The following is a 17,179-nucleotide window of genomic DNA, read 5'->3' as shown; positions in this document are numbered from 1 at the left end:
ACAAAATTTTTGCAAAGGCATACACATTTTAATTTGAATCTTTTGAACCTGTATTTTTCTCTTCCTTAGAAAAGGAAAAATTTATACCAATTCCAAGCCAGCCTTTTCCATTATACTTCCAATCATATTTTTTTTGATCATTTCCACTTATGTTATCCCATCCTAAAGTCAATCCGATATTTATTTCTGATGTTATATGAAATAATAATCCAGTATTAATAGTAAAAGCACCAATATTAGTAGCGGATGTTGCCGAGCTATTACTATCATCCATTTTTATATTTGACCACCCAACTCCAACCATGGGCTCTAAAGCAAAACCATCTTTCTTCATTCTATTAATCCGAATTTTTGCTCCTAAATTACCCCCTAAATTAATATTTGCATCAAAACTAAAATCATGAAATCTTAATTTAAAGGGCATAGTATAAAAGCCTACCCTCCAATCTATTTTGTCATATAAAGGCCTCATTAATGTCATAAATTCTTCTTTTGGAAGAATATACTCTGTGTCACTTATTTTAGACGTCAGTTCTTTATCTTTAAATCTCCAAATACTAAAATAGACCTTATCACCATCAATTCTATCTACAGTCAATCTATATTTACCATTTAAATTTTTTTTATTTGCATAAAAATAAAACCCTTTGTTATCTTGTTTAGGATTATCAGAACCTATTATACGATTTATATAATAGTTTCCATCTAAAATTATTTCATTCTCTTGTCCAAACGCCATCCCCACCCATCCAAGCAGAAACAGCAATACAATTTTTGTTTTCATGGTTATTTATTTTTCAGATTAAAGTTTTTTTGAAATGGTCATTAGTTTTATTTAAAGCTACAATACTTACCTACCACACGAAATACCACAAAAGGGTGATTTTATTTAACATAATTTTATTATTTTTAAGAAAACATTAACCAATGAAGAAAAAACACCTGACTCACGCAAAAAGACCTCATCCCCTCATTAAGGTCTGGAATGATTATCCTGAAATTTTACAGAACGACAACAGAATATTACCCGTTCCCATCATTGAAAACATAATCGGAGAAATTTTTGCTCCCGGAAAATTCTATTATTATGTAATCAATTTTGCAGACAGCACCATTATTTGTAATCATGACGAAGATATTTTAGCAATTCATGGTCTACATAAATATCCTGTACATCTGAAAGAAATTATAGACCTCATCCATCCCGATGATATAGAATTTGTGATGGAAGCAGAAAGAATGTCCATAGAAAAAATAAAAGAAATTGACGGTTTTGACTATCAGCAGGAATTGAAAACCAGCTACTGTTTCCGAATGAGAACCTCAAAAGGTAATTATGAACTGTTTCATCATCAGGCCTTGCATACTTATAAAGATGAAGATGGCAGGCTTTTGCAGGCAGTAAACATCCATACCAATATTGAACACATCACGCACCAAAATTCTTATGTTGTCCTAGTTTCCGGAATCAACGGCCGGGAAGATTTTCACCAGATGCAATGGATGGATCATGGCAAATTCCCCGAATCTATCCCTGTCATTTTCACCAAAAGAGAAGTTGAAGTCATCAATTGCATTGCAAAAGGATATTCAACATGTGAAATTTCCGATCAGCTTAATATTTCAGAAGAAACTGTTCGTACCCACAGAAAAAATATTTTAAGAAAATCCGATTGCAAAAACAGCTCTGAGCTGATTAAAAAAACTTTTGAATGGGGATATCTATAGAAAAGAAATCATTATCCTGACAAATCTCACCAGTATATTTCGGTGCAAAACTTGTACTTTTATAGGTAAAGGAATGAACATGATACAACCCCGTTTTAAAGATGCTGCCCATTTCAAAAATTTTTGGGAAAGTGGCAATGGAAAACAGCTTATTGAATTTTCCGGAGCAAAGGTGAACTTTGAACAATTTGAAAAATTTGCTCCCTACTTTTATCATGTTGATGAAACCGGTGACGAGGTTGTAAAAGATGTTTATTTCACTAAAAAATTTCATGAGGCATCAAGAGAAATTGAGCACTATATCAGAAATGGAGTTTCAGAAACAGATTCAGTTCCTGAAAGTGTAAAAAAGCTTTTCAGCCAAACTCAAAAAGTTCCCCAATGGCTGGATTATAATCTGCTTAAAAACGGTGCTGAACTTTGTATGAGAAGCAACCTCGATTCTTTGATTTCCCTGAGAGATTATTGTCTGATCGGCGGCTATGATTATGCCTACCTCAACAAACCCCTTATTGTCACAGAAGCATTGAAAAAAGGTGCAGTGAAGCGTCTTTCGGAAACATTGGATTTTTGGGTGAATGCAACCCGCTACAACGCACTGGACATTCATGCAAAAGGGTACGAATTTGCGATAAAAACCCGTTTGATTCATTCTTACGCCAGACTTTCCATTAAAAAACATTATAAAGACTGGGATACTGAAAATTGGGGAGAGCCTATCAATTCGTGGGATATGATGGCAACCTATATCGGATTCAGCCTGGTCTTTCTTCATAGTCTTCAGAAACTGGGAAATAGTTTTTCTATCGAAGAAGAACAGGGAATTTTTCACCTTTGGAAATACGTAGGATATCTTCTGGGAATTCCGGAGCAGCTTCTCCCTGAAGACAAGAAACAGGCAACGGAATATTTTTATTTATGGACTTCTATGCAGCCTCCTTCGGATAAAGATTCTGTTCTTCTTGCCCATTCTCTGCTAGATGAGTCGCTGGAAAATCCTATTCTAAAATTTGAATTTCAAAGAAAAAATTTAAGGTATCTGCACATCTCCTGTACCTGGTTTCTTCTGGATGATGAAGTGTGTAAAAGATTACAAATTCCGGAAGTACCTTACAGAAATCTGTTTCCGAAATCGAAAATACTTTTCAACAAAATTTATGATCAACTCGTCAGCCGTGAAGCGAGAATACAAAGAGGAAACAAAGACCAGATGAAAGTACTGGAAGATTATCTTAACATCACTAAAAATTCAAACTTTCATTAAATAAAACCTTGTTTGGTTGGAAATCGCAAAGGTACAAAGAGTTTTAATTCATCATGGAAACTTTTAAGACGCAAGAAAATCGAAGATTTTCAGCAAGGGAAAGTATAAAATCTTCTCGCAGATCAAACAGATTACATAGATTTTCATTAGCATCTGCACAATCCATGAGAGAAATATTCAGTATTCAATTTTATCGGAGATAAAATAATCCTTGCGACTTAAAAACAAAAGCATTCTATGAAACTAGCGCCTTTGCGATTTCCAACAAAAAACAGCTTCTCTTATTTAGTAAAAAAATTAAAAAATACTTTAGATACCACATTTCGCATGTGCTTCGTTATGAATAAGATCAGCAGCAAAATTTTATCATTTTTTAACTCTAAAAACAGCTTTCAGGGATAAATAATATTAGCTTTTGATGTTTAAATTATGTATTTTTGAGAAATTATTTTAATAGAGATGAGTAACATTGATGATAAGAAAAAAGCACTCGCTTTAGTGCTTGACAAACTAGATAAAACATATGGAAAGGGTACTGTAATGACTTTAGGTGATCAATCTATAGACAATACAATAGAAGTAATTCCTTCCGGTTCTTTAGGATTAGATATTGCATTAGGAATAGGCGGATATCCAAAAGGAAGAATCATTGAAATATATGGTCCTGAATCTTCAGGTAAAACAACTTTGACCCTTCATGCTATTGCTGAGGCTCAAAAAGCAGGGGGTATTGCTGCATTCATTGATGCAGAGCATGCTTTCGACAGGGGTTATGCGGGAAAACTAGGAATCGATCTTGAAAACTTAATCATTTCTCAACCGGATAATGGTGAACAGGCTTTAGAAATTGCTGATAACCTGATCCGTTCTGGAGCTATTGATATCGTTGTAATTGACTCCGTAGCCGCTCTTACGCCAAAAGCAGAGATTGAAGGAGAAATGGGAGATTCTAAAATGGGTCTTCACGCAAGATTGATGTCTCAGGCATTAAGAAAATTGACTGCGACTATTTCCAGAACAAAATGTACAGTAATCTTCATCAACCAGTTGAGAGAAAAAATCGGTGTCATGTTCGGAAACCCTGAAACGACTACCGGAGGTAACGCCCTTAAATTCTATGCTTCTGTAAGAATTGATATCAGAAAAGCCAGTGCACCTATCAAACAAGGTGACGAAGCTATCGGTAGCCGTGTGAAAGTGAAGATTGTAAAAAACAAAGTAGCACCTCCTTTCAAGCAGGCAGAATTCGATATCATGTATGGAGAAGGAGTTTCTAAAGTAGGAGAAATTCTGGATACTGCTGTAGATATGGGAATTGTGAAGAAAAGTGGATCTTGGTTCAGCTACGAAGAGACTAAATTGGGTCAGGGACGTGATGCTGTAAAAGATGTATTAAAAGACAATCCTGATCTTTCTGAGGAATTGGAAAACAAGATCAAAGAGGAAATGAAAAATAAATAATTTTTCAGAAAAATATAGAAAAGGCAGTCTTCGGATTGCCTTTTTTGTTTTTAAGCGTACATGTTTTTATTAAACGCAAAGTTTTTATTTAAAGCTATACCATTTTGAGGGAGCTAAGGGTGGAATCAATTTCATTGATCCTTACTAAGCGAACGTATTAATCAAAGCTTCATCAGCGACAAAGTCGCAAATCTTTGCTTCCTTAGGATCAGCTTTCGTATCTTTTAGTCCTTTACGTTTAAATAATACCCAACTCTTTACTTAGATCACAAAATAAAAAGAGGCCGACCTTTCGGACAACCTCTTGAATTTGTATATTTTTTAAAGATTATTCAGCAATTTTACCTTGCAGCTGAAGTGCTCCTGTTACTTTCATTCCTTTGGTAAGCGTTTCTATTCTCATATTCTCTTTATTCACAAAAGCATCAATAGTAAAGAAATCTTCATTTTCTTCATTCGTGATCAGCTTCAGTTTCAGAATATATCCTTTAATACTTCCGTCATCAAGTAATTCTGTTTCCTTAAAGTCTACAATTTGGCCAATGAAGTCAAAACATGCATAATTAGGAAGATCCTGACTTGGTGCATATGTTGTGAAATCTTCACTCATTTTGGTACCATCCGGTAAATCAGTATTTGTATGGGCATCAAGGATCAAAACAATTCCACTTACGTTCACCTTAAGATGTGGCTGTGTCAGGTATGTATTTCTATTTTCTGCATAATCCGTTGCAAAGAACCAAACGCCAAAAGTATCTCTGGCAGGACCTGCTACGATAGCCTGTAAGTTCAGTGCATTTTCCCACTCTCTGATTGATCTCGTTTCAAAATCTAAAACATAATTGGTTTTTACCTCCGGAATTATTGTACTAAGTTGCTCAGTAAAAATGGTTTTGAACCTTACATCCTCAAATTCTGTCTTACTTTTGCTTTCTCCGAGCGGATCAGAAACCGTAGACTGCATTAAAACATTTGTCAGATACTGACCGTAATCTTTAGTCTGGAAATTCTGATGACCAAAAATTCCGCTCCATGTATTCATAAGATTATGAACGTTCGATTTTCTGATAATAATTCCTATCTCGTTAGTCATTTCAGGAGCCGCAATAGCTTCTGTATTCGGGAAATAATCTCTACCATCCACTAACTGATGATTCATGATTGTATTATTTTCTTCGTGAGAAAACTCTGCAAAACCTTTATAAGTAACATTTTGATTTTCGAAAACATAAGGCAGACCTGTTTTCAACTTATCATGACCTGCAAAATGATATGCAAGAGAAATCCCTTTAAACTCCCCTTCCTGAATTGCCGGAGTGTGATTTCCGTTATGATCAAACTGAGAATGATACAGGATCATATAAGATTTAATCTTTCCTGCCTGAAGTTCATTCTCAAACTTTTCCTCCATTTGTCCGATCGCCTGCTGTGGAGAAAGTGCATATGCATCTTCAGTTACCATATAAGCAAAGCCTTCCACCTCACCATTTTCTTTTTCAAAAGCTGAAATAGGTGTATACTCACCTCTTAACTGAAGAGCGATAGAATACACTATATAATCATTATAAATCCTGATTTTTTCAAATTCTTCATTTATTTTTGACTCTTCTACCTGCTGTGAAGGAGTTTCTGGTATCGTTTCCACAACTTCTTCCACCACTTCCTCTACTATTTTTTCCTCTGGCATTTCCATTTCCTGAACCGGAGTACTCACATTTTCCTGATTGTTATTTTTCTTCTTAAAAAAATCAAAGATTCCCATACTGTTATTTATAATTGGCGGTAAATATAATAAAAGTGCTCAACAGACCCATCATAAAAAAAATGCCATTGTGTCAGTTTATTCTTCATTGTTTTGGTAATAAAAAATTCCGGCGGAGCCTTTGGCTCCGCCGGAATTTTTTATTAATTAGGTTTATCATCTGTCAGCTCAAATCCCCAGTCTTTTCCTTTTTGGGTGGCTGGGATCCCTTTCGTCATCCAGACCGGAGCTTTAGCTCCTTTAAGATAGTAATCAAAAAACTGTTGTTCGCGTATTTGAATATCTTTCCTGTTCTGGCGTTTTATAAGGTTGTGATCATCACCGTTATAATTCAGAAGCCATACTGGTTTTCCGAGACGGCGTAATGCAGTAAACATTTCGATTCCCTGATACCACGGAACTGCTCCATCTTTATCGTTACTCATAATAACTACCGGAGTTTTCACCTGATTAATAGTAAAAAGCGGTGAGTTTTTAATATAAAGATCAGGAGCTTCCCATAGATTTTTTCCTAGTCTGCTTTGCGATTTTTCGTACTGAAATTGTCTGTTCATTCCTGAAGTCCATCGGATTCCACCATATGCGGAAGTCATGTTGACAACAGGAGCACCACTCCATGCCGCTGCATACATATTGGTATGAGCAATCAGATAGGCTACCTGATAACCTCCCCAGCTTTGTCCCTGAATTCCTATTTTAGCACTATCTACCCAAGAATTTTGCTTTAATTTTTCAACTCCGGAATTGATGTATTCCATTGCAGATTCTCCTGGGAATCCGTCTGTGTAAGAGATATCAGGGGTGAAAACCAGATATCCATTGCTTACAAAATAAGAAATATTTAATCTTGAAGGTGTTGGTGCTGGTGCAACATAACGGTTTAAATTATCCGATAGTTTTTCATAGAAATAGACAATCATAGGATATTTTTTATTCGGATTGAAATCTTCCGGCTTGTATAAAATTCCCGTGGATGTATTTCCTTTTGGTGTTGTCCAGTTTACCAGTTCGCTAGTTCCCCAGTTATATTGACTTTGCTGTGGATTGGTATTACTAAGCTTTTGCTGTTCTGAGAAATCTGATGTTGTAAAAATATTGGGAGAATCTGTATACGATTCTTTGACTAAAATATATTCTTCAGCATTTTTTGCTTTTTGAAGAGTTCTGTATCCCCAAGCATTTTCCATCTGAATTTTCACAGGATCAGCATTCGACTGAATAGATGTTTTGAAAATTCCGTTCGCCTTGGACGTATTATCAAACGCTGACAAATAAATGGCTGATTTTCGGTTTAAGCTTTTAATATCTTTATCTAAATCGTACGTATCAAATGTTATTTTATTCTTACGCCCAAATCCATTAGTAATATTCCTCGGCTTTTTTGAACCGTTCAGGAAAAATTCCCAAAGATCATAACGGTCTCTTATAATCACAGATTCGTCCTTATCCGTCCATGATGCAATTCCATAAGAATTCGGAAAATCCGGCATATCAAATTCTTCATCAACGAAAGAAACAGGTACACCGGTATTCAACGGAAGTATTTGTTTTGTTTTCACGTTATAGCTCAGCCATTTCCCTTTTTCTCTGTCAAAAATCACAACAAAATTTCCAAGCGGAGATACAGCAACTGCTCCATCCAGGTTTTTAATAACTTCCGTCCTCTCTCCTGTTTTATTATCAATCAAGAAGTAAGTTTTCTTTGTTGAACCTTCCCACTGCGAAGAAATACGGTTATTAAGACTTGTAATACCCATTGCGAATTCAGCATTTCCTTCGTTTACCAATCGTAACGTATCTAAGTCTTCCCCATCGATATTTCTAAAAAAGTCCGGTTTTTCTGTTTGCATTACTGCTGCATAGGATTTCTTCAAATCATTTTTCAGTTCTTTTAACTGTACCGTTTGAAGATAATCATCTCTGTAATTCCAGACATCTACTACAGCATGGTCATTCGCAATCATTGCTGTATCTTTTGCAATAGGTTTTGGACCAACTCCAAAATACAGCTGCTTTCCATTTTTACTGAATAAAGGTAAACGGTTTTCAGAAATCACCCAGTTCTTTTTCATCTGTGCATTTTCATTGGTAACGATTTCTTTTTTGTTTCGTTTAAAATTAAAGTAATACAACTGATACAGTTTCACCATATCGTTCTGTGCAGAAGCAGTTCCTACGTAGGCCAATTGATTTCCTTCTTCATCAAAAGACAACTGTGAAAAATCGCCTTCCATTTCAGAGATTTTATTGACAGTTCCTTTTTGCAGATCAACAACCTGTACCGTTTGAAGAGTATATTTCTTTGGTTTTGATTTGTCAGTGATCTTTTTATCCTCAGATTTATTATTTAATGAATCCTTCTTTTCCTTTTTATCTTTGCTGATTTTCTCATCAGGTTTTTTAGTCACAAAAACAAGCTGCTTCCCATTTTTGCTGAACTCGTAGCGTACTACATTATCGTAGGTTGTACTTTTTCCATCCAAAAGATTTCGCACCACTAATTGCAATGGTTTTGCATTTTTCTCCTCATCTTTCTTTTCATCTCCATCATCTTTATCAGAATCATCATCCGAAGATTTATCTTTTGTATTTTCCAGGAGATAGGCAACATAAGAGCCCGCTTTTTCAGGAGTTTTAAAACCTTTTACATTGGGGATTTTCTCTGTTTTATCATTTAAAAAATCAATGATTGCAAGACTGTCTTTTGTTAATTTATTTTGTTTGAGTTTTTTATCTTTTACCGCTTTTATATCTTTATACTGCGGACGGATTTGAAAAACAGCAAACCTGGAATCATTTGTAAAATTCACTTTTGCAGCTCTTGCAAACTTCTTCGAGGTTTTATTTTTAACCGAATATAAAAAAAGGTTAGGATTTCCTTCCTGAGCATCTACAGAATAGGCAACCCATTTTCCATCATTTGAGATTTTTCTCGAGCCGATATTTTGCCAACTGTCATAAACAGAATGGTCTAAAGGCTTTTTCTGCGCATACACAAAACAGGTCATGATGAGCAGAATAAAAACTGTACATTTCAACTTCATTTTTAAAGAATTTTAAGAATTAAAAATAAGGTATTTCTTTGAAAAATCCACACAATAGACTTTTTTGATTATAAATCGAGAAAATGTCAATCTGTCACATTCTTCTTCGTGGTATTTTTTTTGAGAAATATTTGAAAATTAAAAATTATAAAATATGACAACTAAAGGAAATATTAATGTATCTGTGGAAAACATTTTCCCGCTTATTAAAAAATTTCTTTACAGTGACCACGAAATATTCTTAAGAGAATTGATTTCCAATGCGACTGACGCTACTTTAAAATTAAAGCATTTAACAAGCATCGGTGAAGCAAAAGTGGAATATGGAAATCCAAAACTTGAAGTTAAAATTGATAAAGACCAGAAAACGTTACGCATCATTGACCAAGGTATTGGAATGACAGGTGAAGAAGTTGAGAAATACATCAACCAGGTTGCTTTCTCAGGCGCTGAAGAGTTTCTGGAAAAATATAAAGACTCTGCAAAAGATTCAGGGATTATCGGACATTTTGGTCTTGGATTCTACTCTGCGTTTATGGTAGCAGAAAAAGTAGAAATCCTTACAAAGTCTTATAAAGATGAGCCAGCTGTACGTTGGATCTGTGACGGAAGCCCGGAATTTACTCTTGAAGAAACTGCTGACAAAACTGACAGAGGTACAGAAATTATTCTTCATATTGCTGAAGATTCCGTAGAATTTTTAGAAGAAGGAAAAATCCGTGAGCTGTTATTAAAGTATAACAAGTTCATGCCTGTTCCAATCAAATTTGGAACAAAAGCACATACCCTTCCTTTACCGGAAGGTGCTCCTGAGGATGCTGTAGCTGAAACAGAAGAAGTAGACAATATCATCAATAATCCGGTACCGGCATGGACGATTGCTCCAAGCGAACTGACTAATGAGGATTATATGAAGTTCTACCACGAATTGTACCCAATGCAGTTTGAAGAACCTTTATTCAACATCCACCTGAATGTTGATTATCCTTTCAACCTTACCGGAGTTCTGTTCTTCCCGAAACTGAGTAACAATTTGAATATCGACAAGGATAAAATTCAATTATACCAAAATCAGGTATTCGTAACAGACGAAGTAAAAGGTATTGTTCCGGACTTCCTGATGCTTCTGAGAGGGGTCATTGATTCTCCGGATATCCCATTGAACGTTTCCCGTTCTTACCTTCAGGCAGACGGTGCTGTAAAGAAAATCTCGTCTTACATCACGAAAAAAGTAGCCGACAAAATGGCTTCTCTGATCAACGAAAACCGTGAAGATTATGAGCAAAAATGGAACGACATCAAGGTAGTTATTGAATACGGAATTGTTACTGAAGAGAAATTTGCTGAAAAAGCAGACAAATTCACACTATATCCTACAACTGACGGTAAATATTTCCTTTGGGATGAATTGGTAGAGAAAATCAAACCAATGCAGACTGATAAAGATAACAAGTTAGTTGTATTGTATGCTACCAATGCAGATGAGCAGCACAGCTATATCCAGTCTGCGAAAGATAAAGGATACGAAATTCTGTTATTGGATTCTCCTATTATTTCACACGTGATTCAGAAACTTGAAACTTCAAAGGAAAATATTTCTTTTGCAAGAGTAGACGCTGATCATGTGAATAATCTGATCAAAAAAGACGAGCCGGTAATTTCAAAACTGAATGAAACGGAAAAAGAATCTTTGAAAAAAAATGTAGAAGAAGCAATTCAGGATTCTAAATTTACTGTTCAGCTTGAAGATCTTGACAGTAATGATGCTCCGTTCACGATTACCCAGCCTGAATTTATGAGAAGAATGAAAGAAATGCAGGCTACAGGCGGAGGCGGTATGTTCGGAATGGGAGGTTTCCCGGAGATGTATAATCTTGTGGTGAATTCGAACAGTGAGCTTTCTAATCAGATTTTAAAGACTGAGAATGCGGAAGAGAAAGAGAGTTTAATTAAATACGCTCTGGATCTTGCCAAGCTTTCACAAAACCTGCTGAAAGGAAAAGACCTGACAGATTTTATACAGAGAAGCTATAAGCAGCTTGAAAAATAATATAGAGAAGACTGTTTCATTTTGAAGCAGTCTTTTTTTGTCTACAGAAGGTTGGGAAAGCGAAAATCATCAATAAATAATATACACAGCATTCATATTATAAACCTTTTTTATTTTTTACCTTAGCCTTCATTCCTCTGCTCTATATTTTTTATACTTTTTATTGTATAGCTTATGCTTTTTTGCCATTTTTGTATAAAATGTCGGTCATGCAAAAAGAAAAATTACGCGTCATCAGAAAGCAAAAAGGCTACACTCAACAGCAGGTAGCTGATTTTATCGCAACAGATGTATCTAATTACAGCAGAAAAGAAAGCGGTGATGTGAGGATCGTAAAAGATGAATGGGACAAACTTGCCCGTTTTTTGAATGTACCGGTAGAAGATATTTATGAAGAGGAAGAACCTACAGTAGTTGTTAATAATGACCATCCTGTATTTAATGATAGATCTTCTTCTGCAGGAGTAATTACCAACCAGAATAATTATGATAATATTCCGGGAGCTATCATTGAAAATCTACAAAACTATATTTCTTTATTAAAAGAGGAAAACGAAAGACTGAAAGAAGAACTGAAAGGTCTCCCAAGAGGAAGAAAATAATACGGTTTGAAACTGTAAAAAATATAGATGTCACTCATATTAAGTTATGAGTGACATTTTTTTGCATTAATGTATGCTAGTGTTTTTTAACGCAAAGAACTAATGATTCTTATATTTTATTTCAGAAGGCAAAGAGCTGCGACTTTGTCGCTGATAAAGCTTTGTTATAGTAAACTACGTTCGCTTAAAGAGAATTAATTTTATTGATTACTCCTTTGCTCCCTTAAATATTAAAGAAAACAAATGAAAGCTTTGCGTTTAAAAAATCTTCTTAATTAAATTTCTACTCAAATTACAATTCCTTTAACGGATCCCAGAACAATTTTTTGAAATTTTTTATTCTGAAATTTTCAATAATAATCCCTTCAGCTTCCAATTTAGGTTGAAATTCCGGGACAGATAAGACTCCTGAGCTTGAAATGACACGGTGAGCAGGAACATCTTTCGGGCAACCTCCCATCGCTTTTCCTACATGTCTGGAATGATTAGGATAGCCAACAGCCTTTGCTATAGCGCCATAAGTAGACACTCTTCCTTTGGGAATAAGCCTTGCTACTTCGTATACCTGTTGTTTGAAAATTTCGTCCATATCTGCTTACTATCTTTTTTGCATCATTTTTGAACTCCATGAAGCTCGGTGATGTTTCATTAAAAGATAAAGATATGAAAAAATCATTTTTCAGACTGTTGAATGCGGTTAATAAAAAACTTCTCCCAAAACTGAGTAATAAAGATCCCAATCATTTGAATAAGATTGAAAAAAGAATTTTGGCGTATCGTTATTTTGTGCTGGTGAATTCTTTGGATTGATTTTATTTTTCCTGAGGATATCACAGGTTTTCACAGATGTTTATGTATATTTTTTGGAAAACGCAAAGTCGCAAAACTATTTTAATACTATGTGTTGTAGGGCGCAAGGATTTTATCTTCGATAAAATTTTATACCGTTGAATTTTATTTAATCTTAATCTGATTTTACAATTTTTTTTATCTGTAAAATCTGCGGGAATATTGTGTACCACTTATTTGAACCGTTAAGATTATTTAAGTTTTAAAGAATATTAAGGGAAATTAGCTAAAGCTATTTTATTTAGCGGCATGCTTTACTTCTCATCAAAGATGAAACTTAATTATTCTTATCATCTTCATTTTCCTTAATGGTTTAAATAGTCTAATATTTTTTCCAAAGAAATAAAAAAGCGCTCCAAATAAATTGAAGCGCTGATATTGTAATCTCGTTTGAGAATTTGTTCTTAGTTTTCTAAGATATAAGAGAACATCAAAGGTGCACAGATTGTTGCATCACTTTCAACGATGAATTTCGGTGTAGTAATATCCAGTTTACCCCAAGTGATTTTCTCATTAGGAACAGCTCCTGAATATGAACCGTAAGATGTTGTAGAATCAGAAATCTGGCAGAAATAAGACCAGAAAGGAATGTCATGCATTTCCATATCCTGATATAGCATTGGCACTACACAAATAGGGAAATCTCCTGCGATACCTCCACCAATCTGGAAGAATCCAACTCCTTTTCCTCCTGAATTTTTAGTATACCAGTCAGCAAGGTAAGTCATATATTCGATACCTGATTTCATTGTAGTTGCTTTAAGCTCTCCTTTGATACAGTAAGAAGCGAAGATGTTACCCATTGTAGAATCTTCCCATCCCGGAACTACGATTGGTAAATTGGCTTCTGCAGCAGCGATCATCCAAGAGTTTTCTCTAGGAATTTCATAATACTGCTCCAATACTCCTGAAAGGATCATTTTGTACATGAATTCATGTGGAAAATATCTTTCTCCTTTAGCTTCTGCATCTTTCCAGATCTCTACGATATGTTTTTGTAATCTTCTGAAAGCTTCTTCTTCAGGAATACAAGTATCTGTAACTCTGTTCAGACCTCTTTCTAAAAGATCCCACTCATCCTGAGCAGTCAAATCTCTGTAATGAGGAACTCTTTCATAGTGAGAGTGTGCTACAAGGTTCATTAAATCTTCTTCAAGGTTAGCACCTGTACAAGAGATAAAATCTACTTTTCCCTGACGGATCATTTCAGCAAGAATCTTTCCTAATTCAGCAGTAGACATTGCTCCTGCCAAAGTAATCATCATTTTCCCGCCATCTTTAAGATGTGCAACATATCCTTTAGAAGCATCCACCAATGCAGCTGCGTTGAAGTGCAGGTAATACTTTTCTATGAATTCAGTTATCGGTTTGCTCATTTTTTTAATTTTTGCAAAGATAAAACTTAAAAACGGAATGCAGTCAAAGCACTTGAAGAAAGTGTGACAGAGCGTCTTTTTTTATCATTTGTTAAATTGTTATTTGTTGGAAAAGCGAACGCGCAAAGAGTTTGATGCATGATAAAAAATTTTAAGACGCAATAAAATCTGAGATTTTCAGCAAGGGAAAACCTTTAATTTTAGATTAAATTTTCACATAGATCACACAGATTTTCATAAACATCTGCGAAATCTGCGTCTTTGCCTTTTCTAACATTCAGTTTATAAAAAAGCGCGACCCAAAATGAGCCACGCTTTCATTGTAATTCAACCTAATAGGCATTCAACCGGAATTTATCCTTCCCAGGCTTCCACTTTTAGAATCTCAATTTTCCTTTCTCCATCTCTGAAAGGCCAATCTATAATATCACCTACTTTATATCCTACTACCGCCAGGGCAATATCTGAAAGTATGGAATGTTTATTCTTTTTAAGTTTTGCTTTGGTAGACGGCACAAAAATATATTCGTGCTCAAAATCCAATGTATGATCTTTTAAGGTCACTTTCCTTTCTACCGTTACAATATCGGCAGGCAGGTCTCTTCTCAGCACCTGTTTTGCTTTTCTAAGTTCTTCTGTAAGTCTTTTTTCTTCTCCGATGCTCACTTTTTTTCTTCTGAGTGTATCTTTTATAGCATCATAAATTCCGGTAGTTACAACAATATAATTGGACATTTTCTTCATTTTTTTAATTAATATGCAGTTATTCCCCAATGATCCAATGTAGAATCCAGGTGTAAGACAGCTTTCTTCTATGGAAAACCGCAAAAAACAATATATAAAATCGGAAATTCTTCCCTGTCTTGGATCCTGACAGGGCCTAAATGATGAAGTCCTTAGAACTTTTCAGAAAAGAATCTGTATGAAGATAAAGTAATGACAGCAACAATCCTGATTGTCGGCTTTCTGCTGATAAAAAGATTGTTGCTGTCATTATTATAAAAACTTTTGTAATTATTACAAATATAGGGATTAAAAATGGAATGTAGCGGCCACATTCTAAGAACACTTTCAGATTTTCTTAGATCAAAAAGCAGGCAAGCTAAAGTCTGAAACGCCTGTTCTCTTTCTTATCAGAAAGCTTTTTCTTATTGTCCAGTCTTTTTTGTTTCTGTCCTTTTGAGGGTTTTGTTGCCGTTCTCTTTTTAGGAACAATAAGTGCTTTGTTTACAATTTCAATTATTTTTTCGATGGCCTTATTTTTATTCATGAGCTGGGTTCTGCTTTCAGAAACTGTCAGGAATAGAAAGCCGTCCGCATTAATCCTGTTTTTGAGTTTATTTTGAATCAATACTTTTTCATCTTCATTAAAAAACTCTGAGCTATCGACTTTCCAAAGTACGGTAACGGCAGTTTCCACTTTATTGACGTTCTGTCCTCCTGCCCCGCTGCTGCGGGAAGTTTTGAAACTGAGTTCTTTCGAAAAGTCTTTCATTTTTTTATTAAAGGTTAATGTTTATATTTTTATAAAGTTCCAGTCTGTTTATTTTCCCATTGGGTGTTCTCGGGATTTCATTGATGAAAATAATTTCTTTCGGCCTGTGGAAATTCTTCTCAAAAGGTATTTCTGAAATTTTCTTTATCACCTCATCCGATTCATTTCCTTCTATAATAAGTACCAATCTCTGTCCCAGACTTTCATCCGGCAAGCCCATAAATACTGCTTCGTTCAGGAGTTCTTTTTTCACCAAAGCTTCAAGGGTTTCCGGGGAAATTTTTGCTCCTCCGGAATTGATCACGTTATCAATTCTTCCGAGAAATTTAAACTGTTTCCCGTTTCTAATATCAACTAAATCATTAGTTTGCAATTCAGAAGCATTTACATTGGGCGCAAAGATCTTCAGACATCCTCTGTCATCCAAAGAAATGGATACATTTTCAAAAACTGTGAAATAGTCTTCCTGCTCTGGCATCAATTGTTTTAAACCAATATGGGAAAGGGTTTCAGACATTCCATAGGTTTCAAAAATACGGTTTGAATTGCTAAGATTCATCTGGAGAATCTTACTTTTCAAGCTTTCTGAAACAGCAGCACCTCCAATGATCAAATTTTTGATCAGGTGAAGTTTTTCCAGCGAGTTTTCGACCTGAAGTGGTGTCATGGCACAAAAGTCTATTTCTTCTTCCAGGTTTTCAACAGGTTTTAAAGAAGGCTCGGTAATTTTTAATTTCAGGTGTCTTTCTATAGAACGTACGATCATCATTTTCCCTGAAATATATTCTACTGGCAGGCAGAGTAATGCCGTATCACCTTCTTTTAATCCAAGAAATTTACAGGTCATCACCGCAGAATTGATCATTTTCTTTTTCTCAATTTCAAAAATTTTTGGTACTCCGGTAGAGCCAGAAGTCTGTACGTTCACTCCTGTTTTTTCTGAAAACCACTCTTCCAGAAAAATTTTCACTTTCTTTTCAAATTCGGTATCGAATGATAATTTATTAATATTGAGATTATTGAAGTCTATCAGCATGTTTTCCGTAAATAAATTCTACAGTAAATTTAAAAAAAAATTCAAAAAGTTCTTGTATATAAATAAAAAAGCTTTAAATTTGCACCACCAAAATAAAACAGACCTATAGTGTAACGGTAACACTCCGGTTTTTGGTACCGTCATTCGGGGTTCGAATCCCTGTGGGTCTACAAACCATCCTTTTTAAGGATGGTTTTTTGTTTTTTATTAATAGACTATTTTTTCATTAAAAATTCCATCATCCGGATTTGATTTTCTGGGAAAAAGTTCTTGCCCTACTTCAATGAGGCAGAGATTAGAAAAAAACAAATCCTATTTTTTCATTTAAACAGCAGAAAATTCAAATAAGATATTTGTAAATAAGAAAAAAATATATAAATTTGCAACACCAAAATAAAGCAGACCTATAGTGTAACGGTAGCACTCCGGTTTTTGGTACCGTCAGTCGGGGTTCGAATCCCTGTGGGTCTACAAACCATCCTTTTTTAAGGATGGTTTTTGTTTTTTTTAAT

Annotated in this window: 14 protein-coding genes and 2 tRNA genes; 8 read left to right on the top strand and 8 right to left on the bottom strand. The window is 35.0% G+C overall.

What is annotated here, in order from left to right; translation table 11 throughout:
* Positions 1 to 28 precede the first annotated feature (28 nt).
* The gene (locus tag LKL37_RS11635; RefSeq protein ID WP_431610741.1) at positions 29 to 784 is read right to left on the bottom strand and encodes a hypothetical protein; all 756 of its coding nucleotides are present in this window, start codon (positions 782 to 784) and stop codon (positions 29 to 31) included.
* Between the two features lie 143 nt (positions 785 to 927).
* Here LKL37_RS11635 and LKL37_RS11630 point away from each other — a divergent pair, with 143 nt between their 5' ends.
* The 3 genes from LKL37_RS11630 to recA all read left to right on the top strand — a co-directional run bounded on the left by LKL37_RS11630 (position 928) and on the right by recA (position 4,453).
* Positions 928 to 1,728, top strand: coding sequence for a response regulator transcription factor (locus LKL37_RS11630; protein WP_431610739.1), 801 nt, complete (start codon positions 928 to 930; stop codon positions 1,726 to 1,728).
* 79 nt (positions 1,729 to 1,807) lie between these two features.
* The gene (locus LKL37_RS11625) at positions 1,808 to 2,992 is read left to right on the top strand and encodes an oxygenase MpaB family protein (protein WP_431610738.1); all 1,185 of its coding nucleotides are present in this window, start codon (positions 1,808 to 1,810) and stop codon (positions 2,990 to 2,992) included.
* Positions 2,993 to 3,451: 459 nt separating this feature from the next.
* On the top strand, positions 3,452 to 4,453 hold the full coding sequence (gene recA / locus LKL37_RS11620; RefSeq protein ID WP_105703959.1) for a recombinase RecA: 1,002 nt from the start codon (positions 3,452 to 3,454) through the stop codon (positions 4,451 to 4,453).
* A gap of 328 nt (positions 4,454 to 4,781) precedes the next feature.
* Here the strand turns inward: recA and LKL37_RS11615 are convergent, their stop codons facing one another.
* Positions 4,782 to 6,215, bottom strand: a complete 1,434-nt coding sequence (locus tag LKL37_RS11615; RefSeq protein ID WP_431610737.1) for a hypothetical protein — start codon at positions 6,213 to 6,215, stop codon at positions 4,782 to 4,784.
* A gap of 143 nt (positions 6,216 to 6,358) precedes the next feature.
* Positions 6,359 to 9,259: an alpha/beta hydrolase family protein gene (locus LKL37_RS11610; protein WP_431610736.1), complete on the bottom strand. Its 2,901-nt coding sequence runs from the start codon at positions 9,257 to 9,259 to the stop codon at positions 6,359 to 6,361.
* A gap of 154 nt (positions 9,260 to 9,413) precedes the next feature.
* On the opposite strand from LKL37_RS11610, the gene htpG reads away from it, so the two are divergent.
* Together htpG and LKL37_RS11600 are read left to right on the top strand one after the other, a co-directional pair.
* Positions 9,414 to 11,309, top strand: a complete 1,896-nt coding sequence (gene htpG, locus LKL37_RS11605) for a molecular chaperone HtpG (protein ID WP_431610735.1) — start codon at positions 9,414 to 9,416, stop codon at positions 11,307 to 11,309.
* 209 nt (positions 11,310 to 11,518) lie between these two features.
* Complete coding sequence (locus tag LKL37_RS11600) at positions 11,519 to 11,911, top strand: helix-turn-helix transcriptional regulator (protein ID WP_431610734.1); 393 nt, start codon at positions 11,519 to 11,521, stop codon at positions 11,909 to 11,911.
* A gap of 292 nt (positions 11,912 to 12,203) precedes the next feature.
* Here LKL37_RS11600 and LKL37_RS11595 read toward each other — a convergent pair whose 3' ends face one another.
* Positions 12,204 to 12,500, bottom strand: a complete 297-nt coding sequence (locus tag LKL37_RS11595; RefSeq protein WP_431610733.1) for an MGMT family protein — start codon at positions 12,498 to 12,500, stop codon at positions 12,204 to 12,206.
* Positions 12,501 to 12,574: 74 nt separating this feature from the next.
* Between LKL37_RS11595 and LKL37_RS11590 the strand changes: the two genes are divergently transcribed.
* Positions 12,575 to 12,721, top strand: coding sequence for a hypothetical protein (locus LKL37_RS11590; protein ID WP_431610732.1), 147 nt, complete (start codon positions 12,575 to 12,577; stop codon positions 12,719 to 12,721).
* Positions 12,722 to 13,164: 443 nt separating this feature from the next.
* On the opposite strand, the gene LKL37_RS11585 is transcribed toward LKL37_RS11590, so the two are convergent.
* From LKL37_RS11585 to LKL37_RS11570, 4 genes are all read right to left on the bottom strand, one after another.
* Positions 13,165 to 14,136, bottom strand: coding sequence for a deoxyhypusine synthase family protein (locus LKL37_RS11585; protein WP_034673009.1), 972 nt, complete (start codon positions 14,134 to 14,136; stop codon positions 13,165 to 13,167).
* A 354-nt stretch (positions 14,137 to 14,490) separates the two neighbouring features.
* Positions 14,491 to 14,871: a GreA/GreB family elongation factor gene (locus LKL37_RS11580; RefSeq protein ID WP_431610731.1), complete on the bottom strand. Its 381-nt coding sequence runs from the start codon at positions 14,869 to 14,871 to the stop codon at positions 14,491 to 14,493.
* Between the two features lie 367 nt (positions 14,872 to 15,238).
* Positions 15,239 to 15,631, bottom strand: coding sequence for an alternative ribosome rescue aminoacyl-tRNA hydrolase ArfB (arfB, locus tag LKL37_RS11575; protein ID WP_431610730.1), 393 nt, complete (start codon positions 15,629 to 15,631; stop codon positions 15,239 to 15,241).
* Positions 15,632 to 15,638: 7 nt separating this feature from the next.
* Positions 15,639 to 16,667, bottom strand: a complete 1,029-nt coding sequence (locus LKL37_RS11570; protein ID WP_431610729.1) for an AMP-binding protein — start codon at positions 16,665 to 16,667, stop codon at positions 15,639 to 15,641.
* A gap of 99 nt (positions 16,668 to 16,766) precedes the next feature.
* Here LKL37_RS11570 and LKL37_RS11565 point away from each other — a divergent pair.
* A tRNA-Gln gene (locus LKL37_RS11565) sits at positions 16,767 to 16,837 on the top strand.
* Positions 16,838 to 17,067: 230 nt separating this feature from the next.
* Positions 17,068 to 17,138: transfer RNA gene (locus LKL37_RS11560), tRNA-Gln, on the top strand.
* Positions 17,139 to 17,179: the final 41 nt, after the last annotated feature.

It is taken from the genome of Chryseobacterium sp. 'Rf worker isolate 10' (assembly GCF_050753305.1).
GTDB lineage: Bacteria > Bacteroidota > Bacteroidia > Flavobacteriales > Weeksellaceae > Chryseobacterium.
The sequence above is the reverse complement of the archived record's forward strand: the minus strand, read 5'-3'. Positions and strand labels throughout refer to the sequence as shown.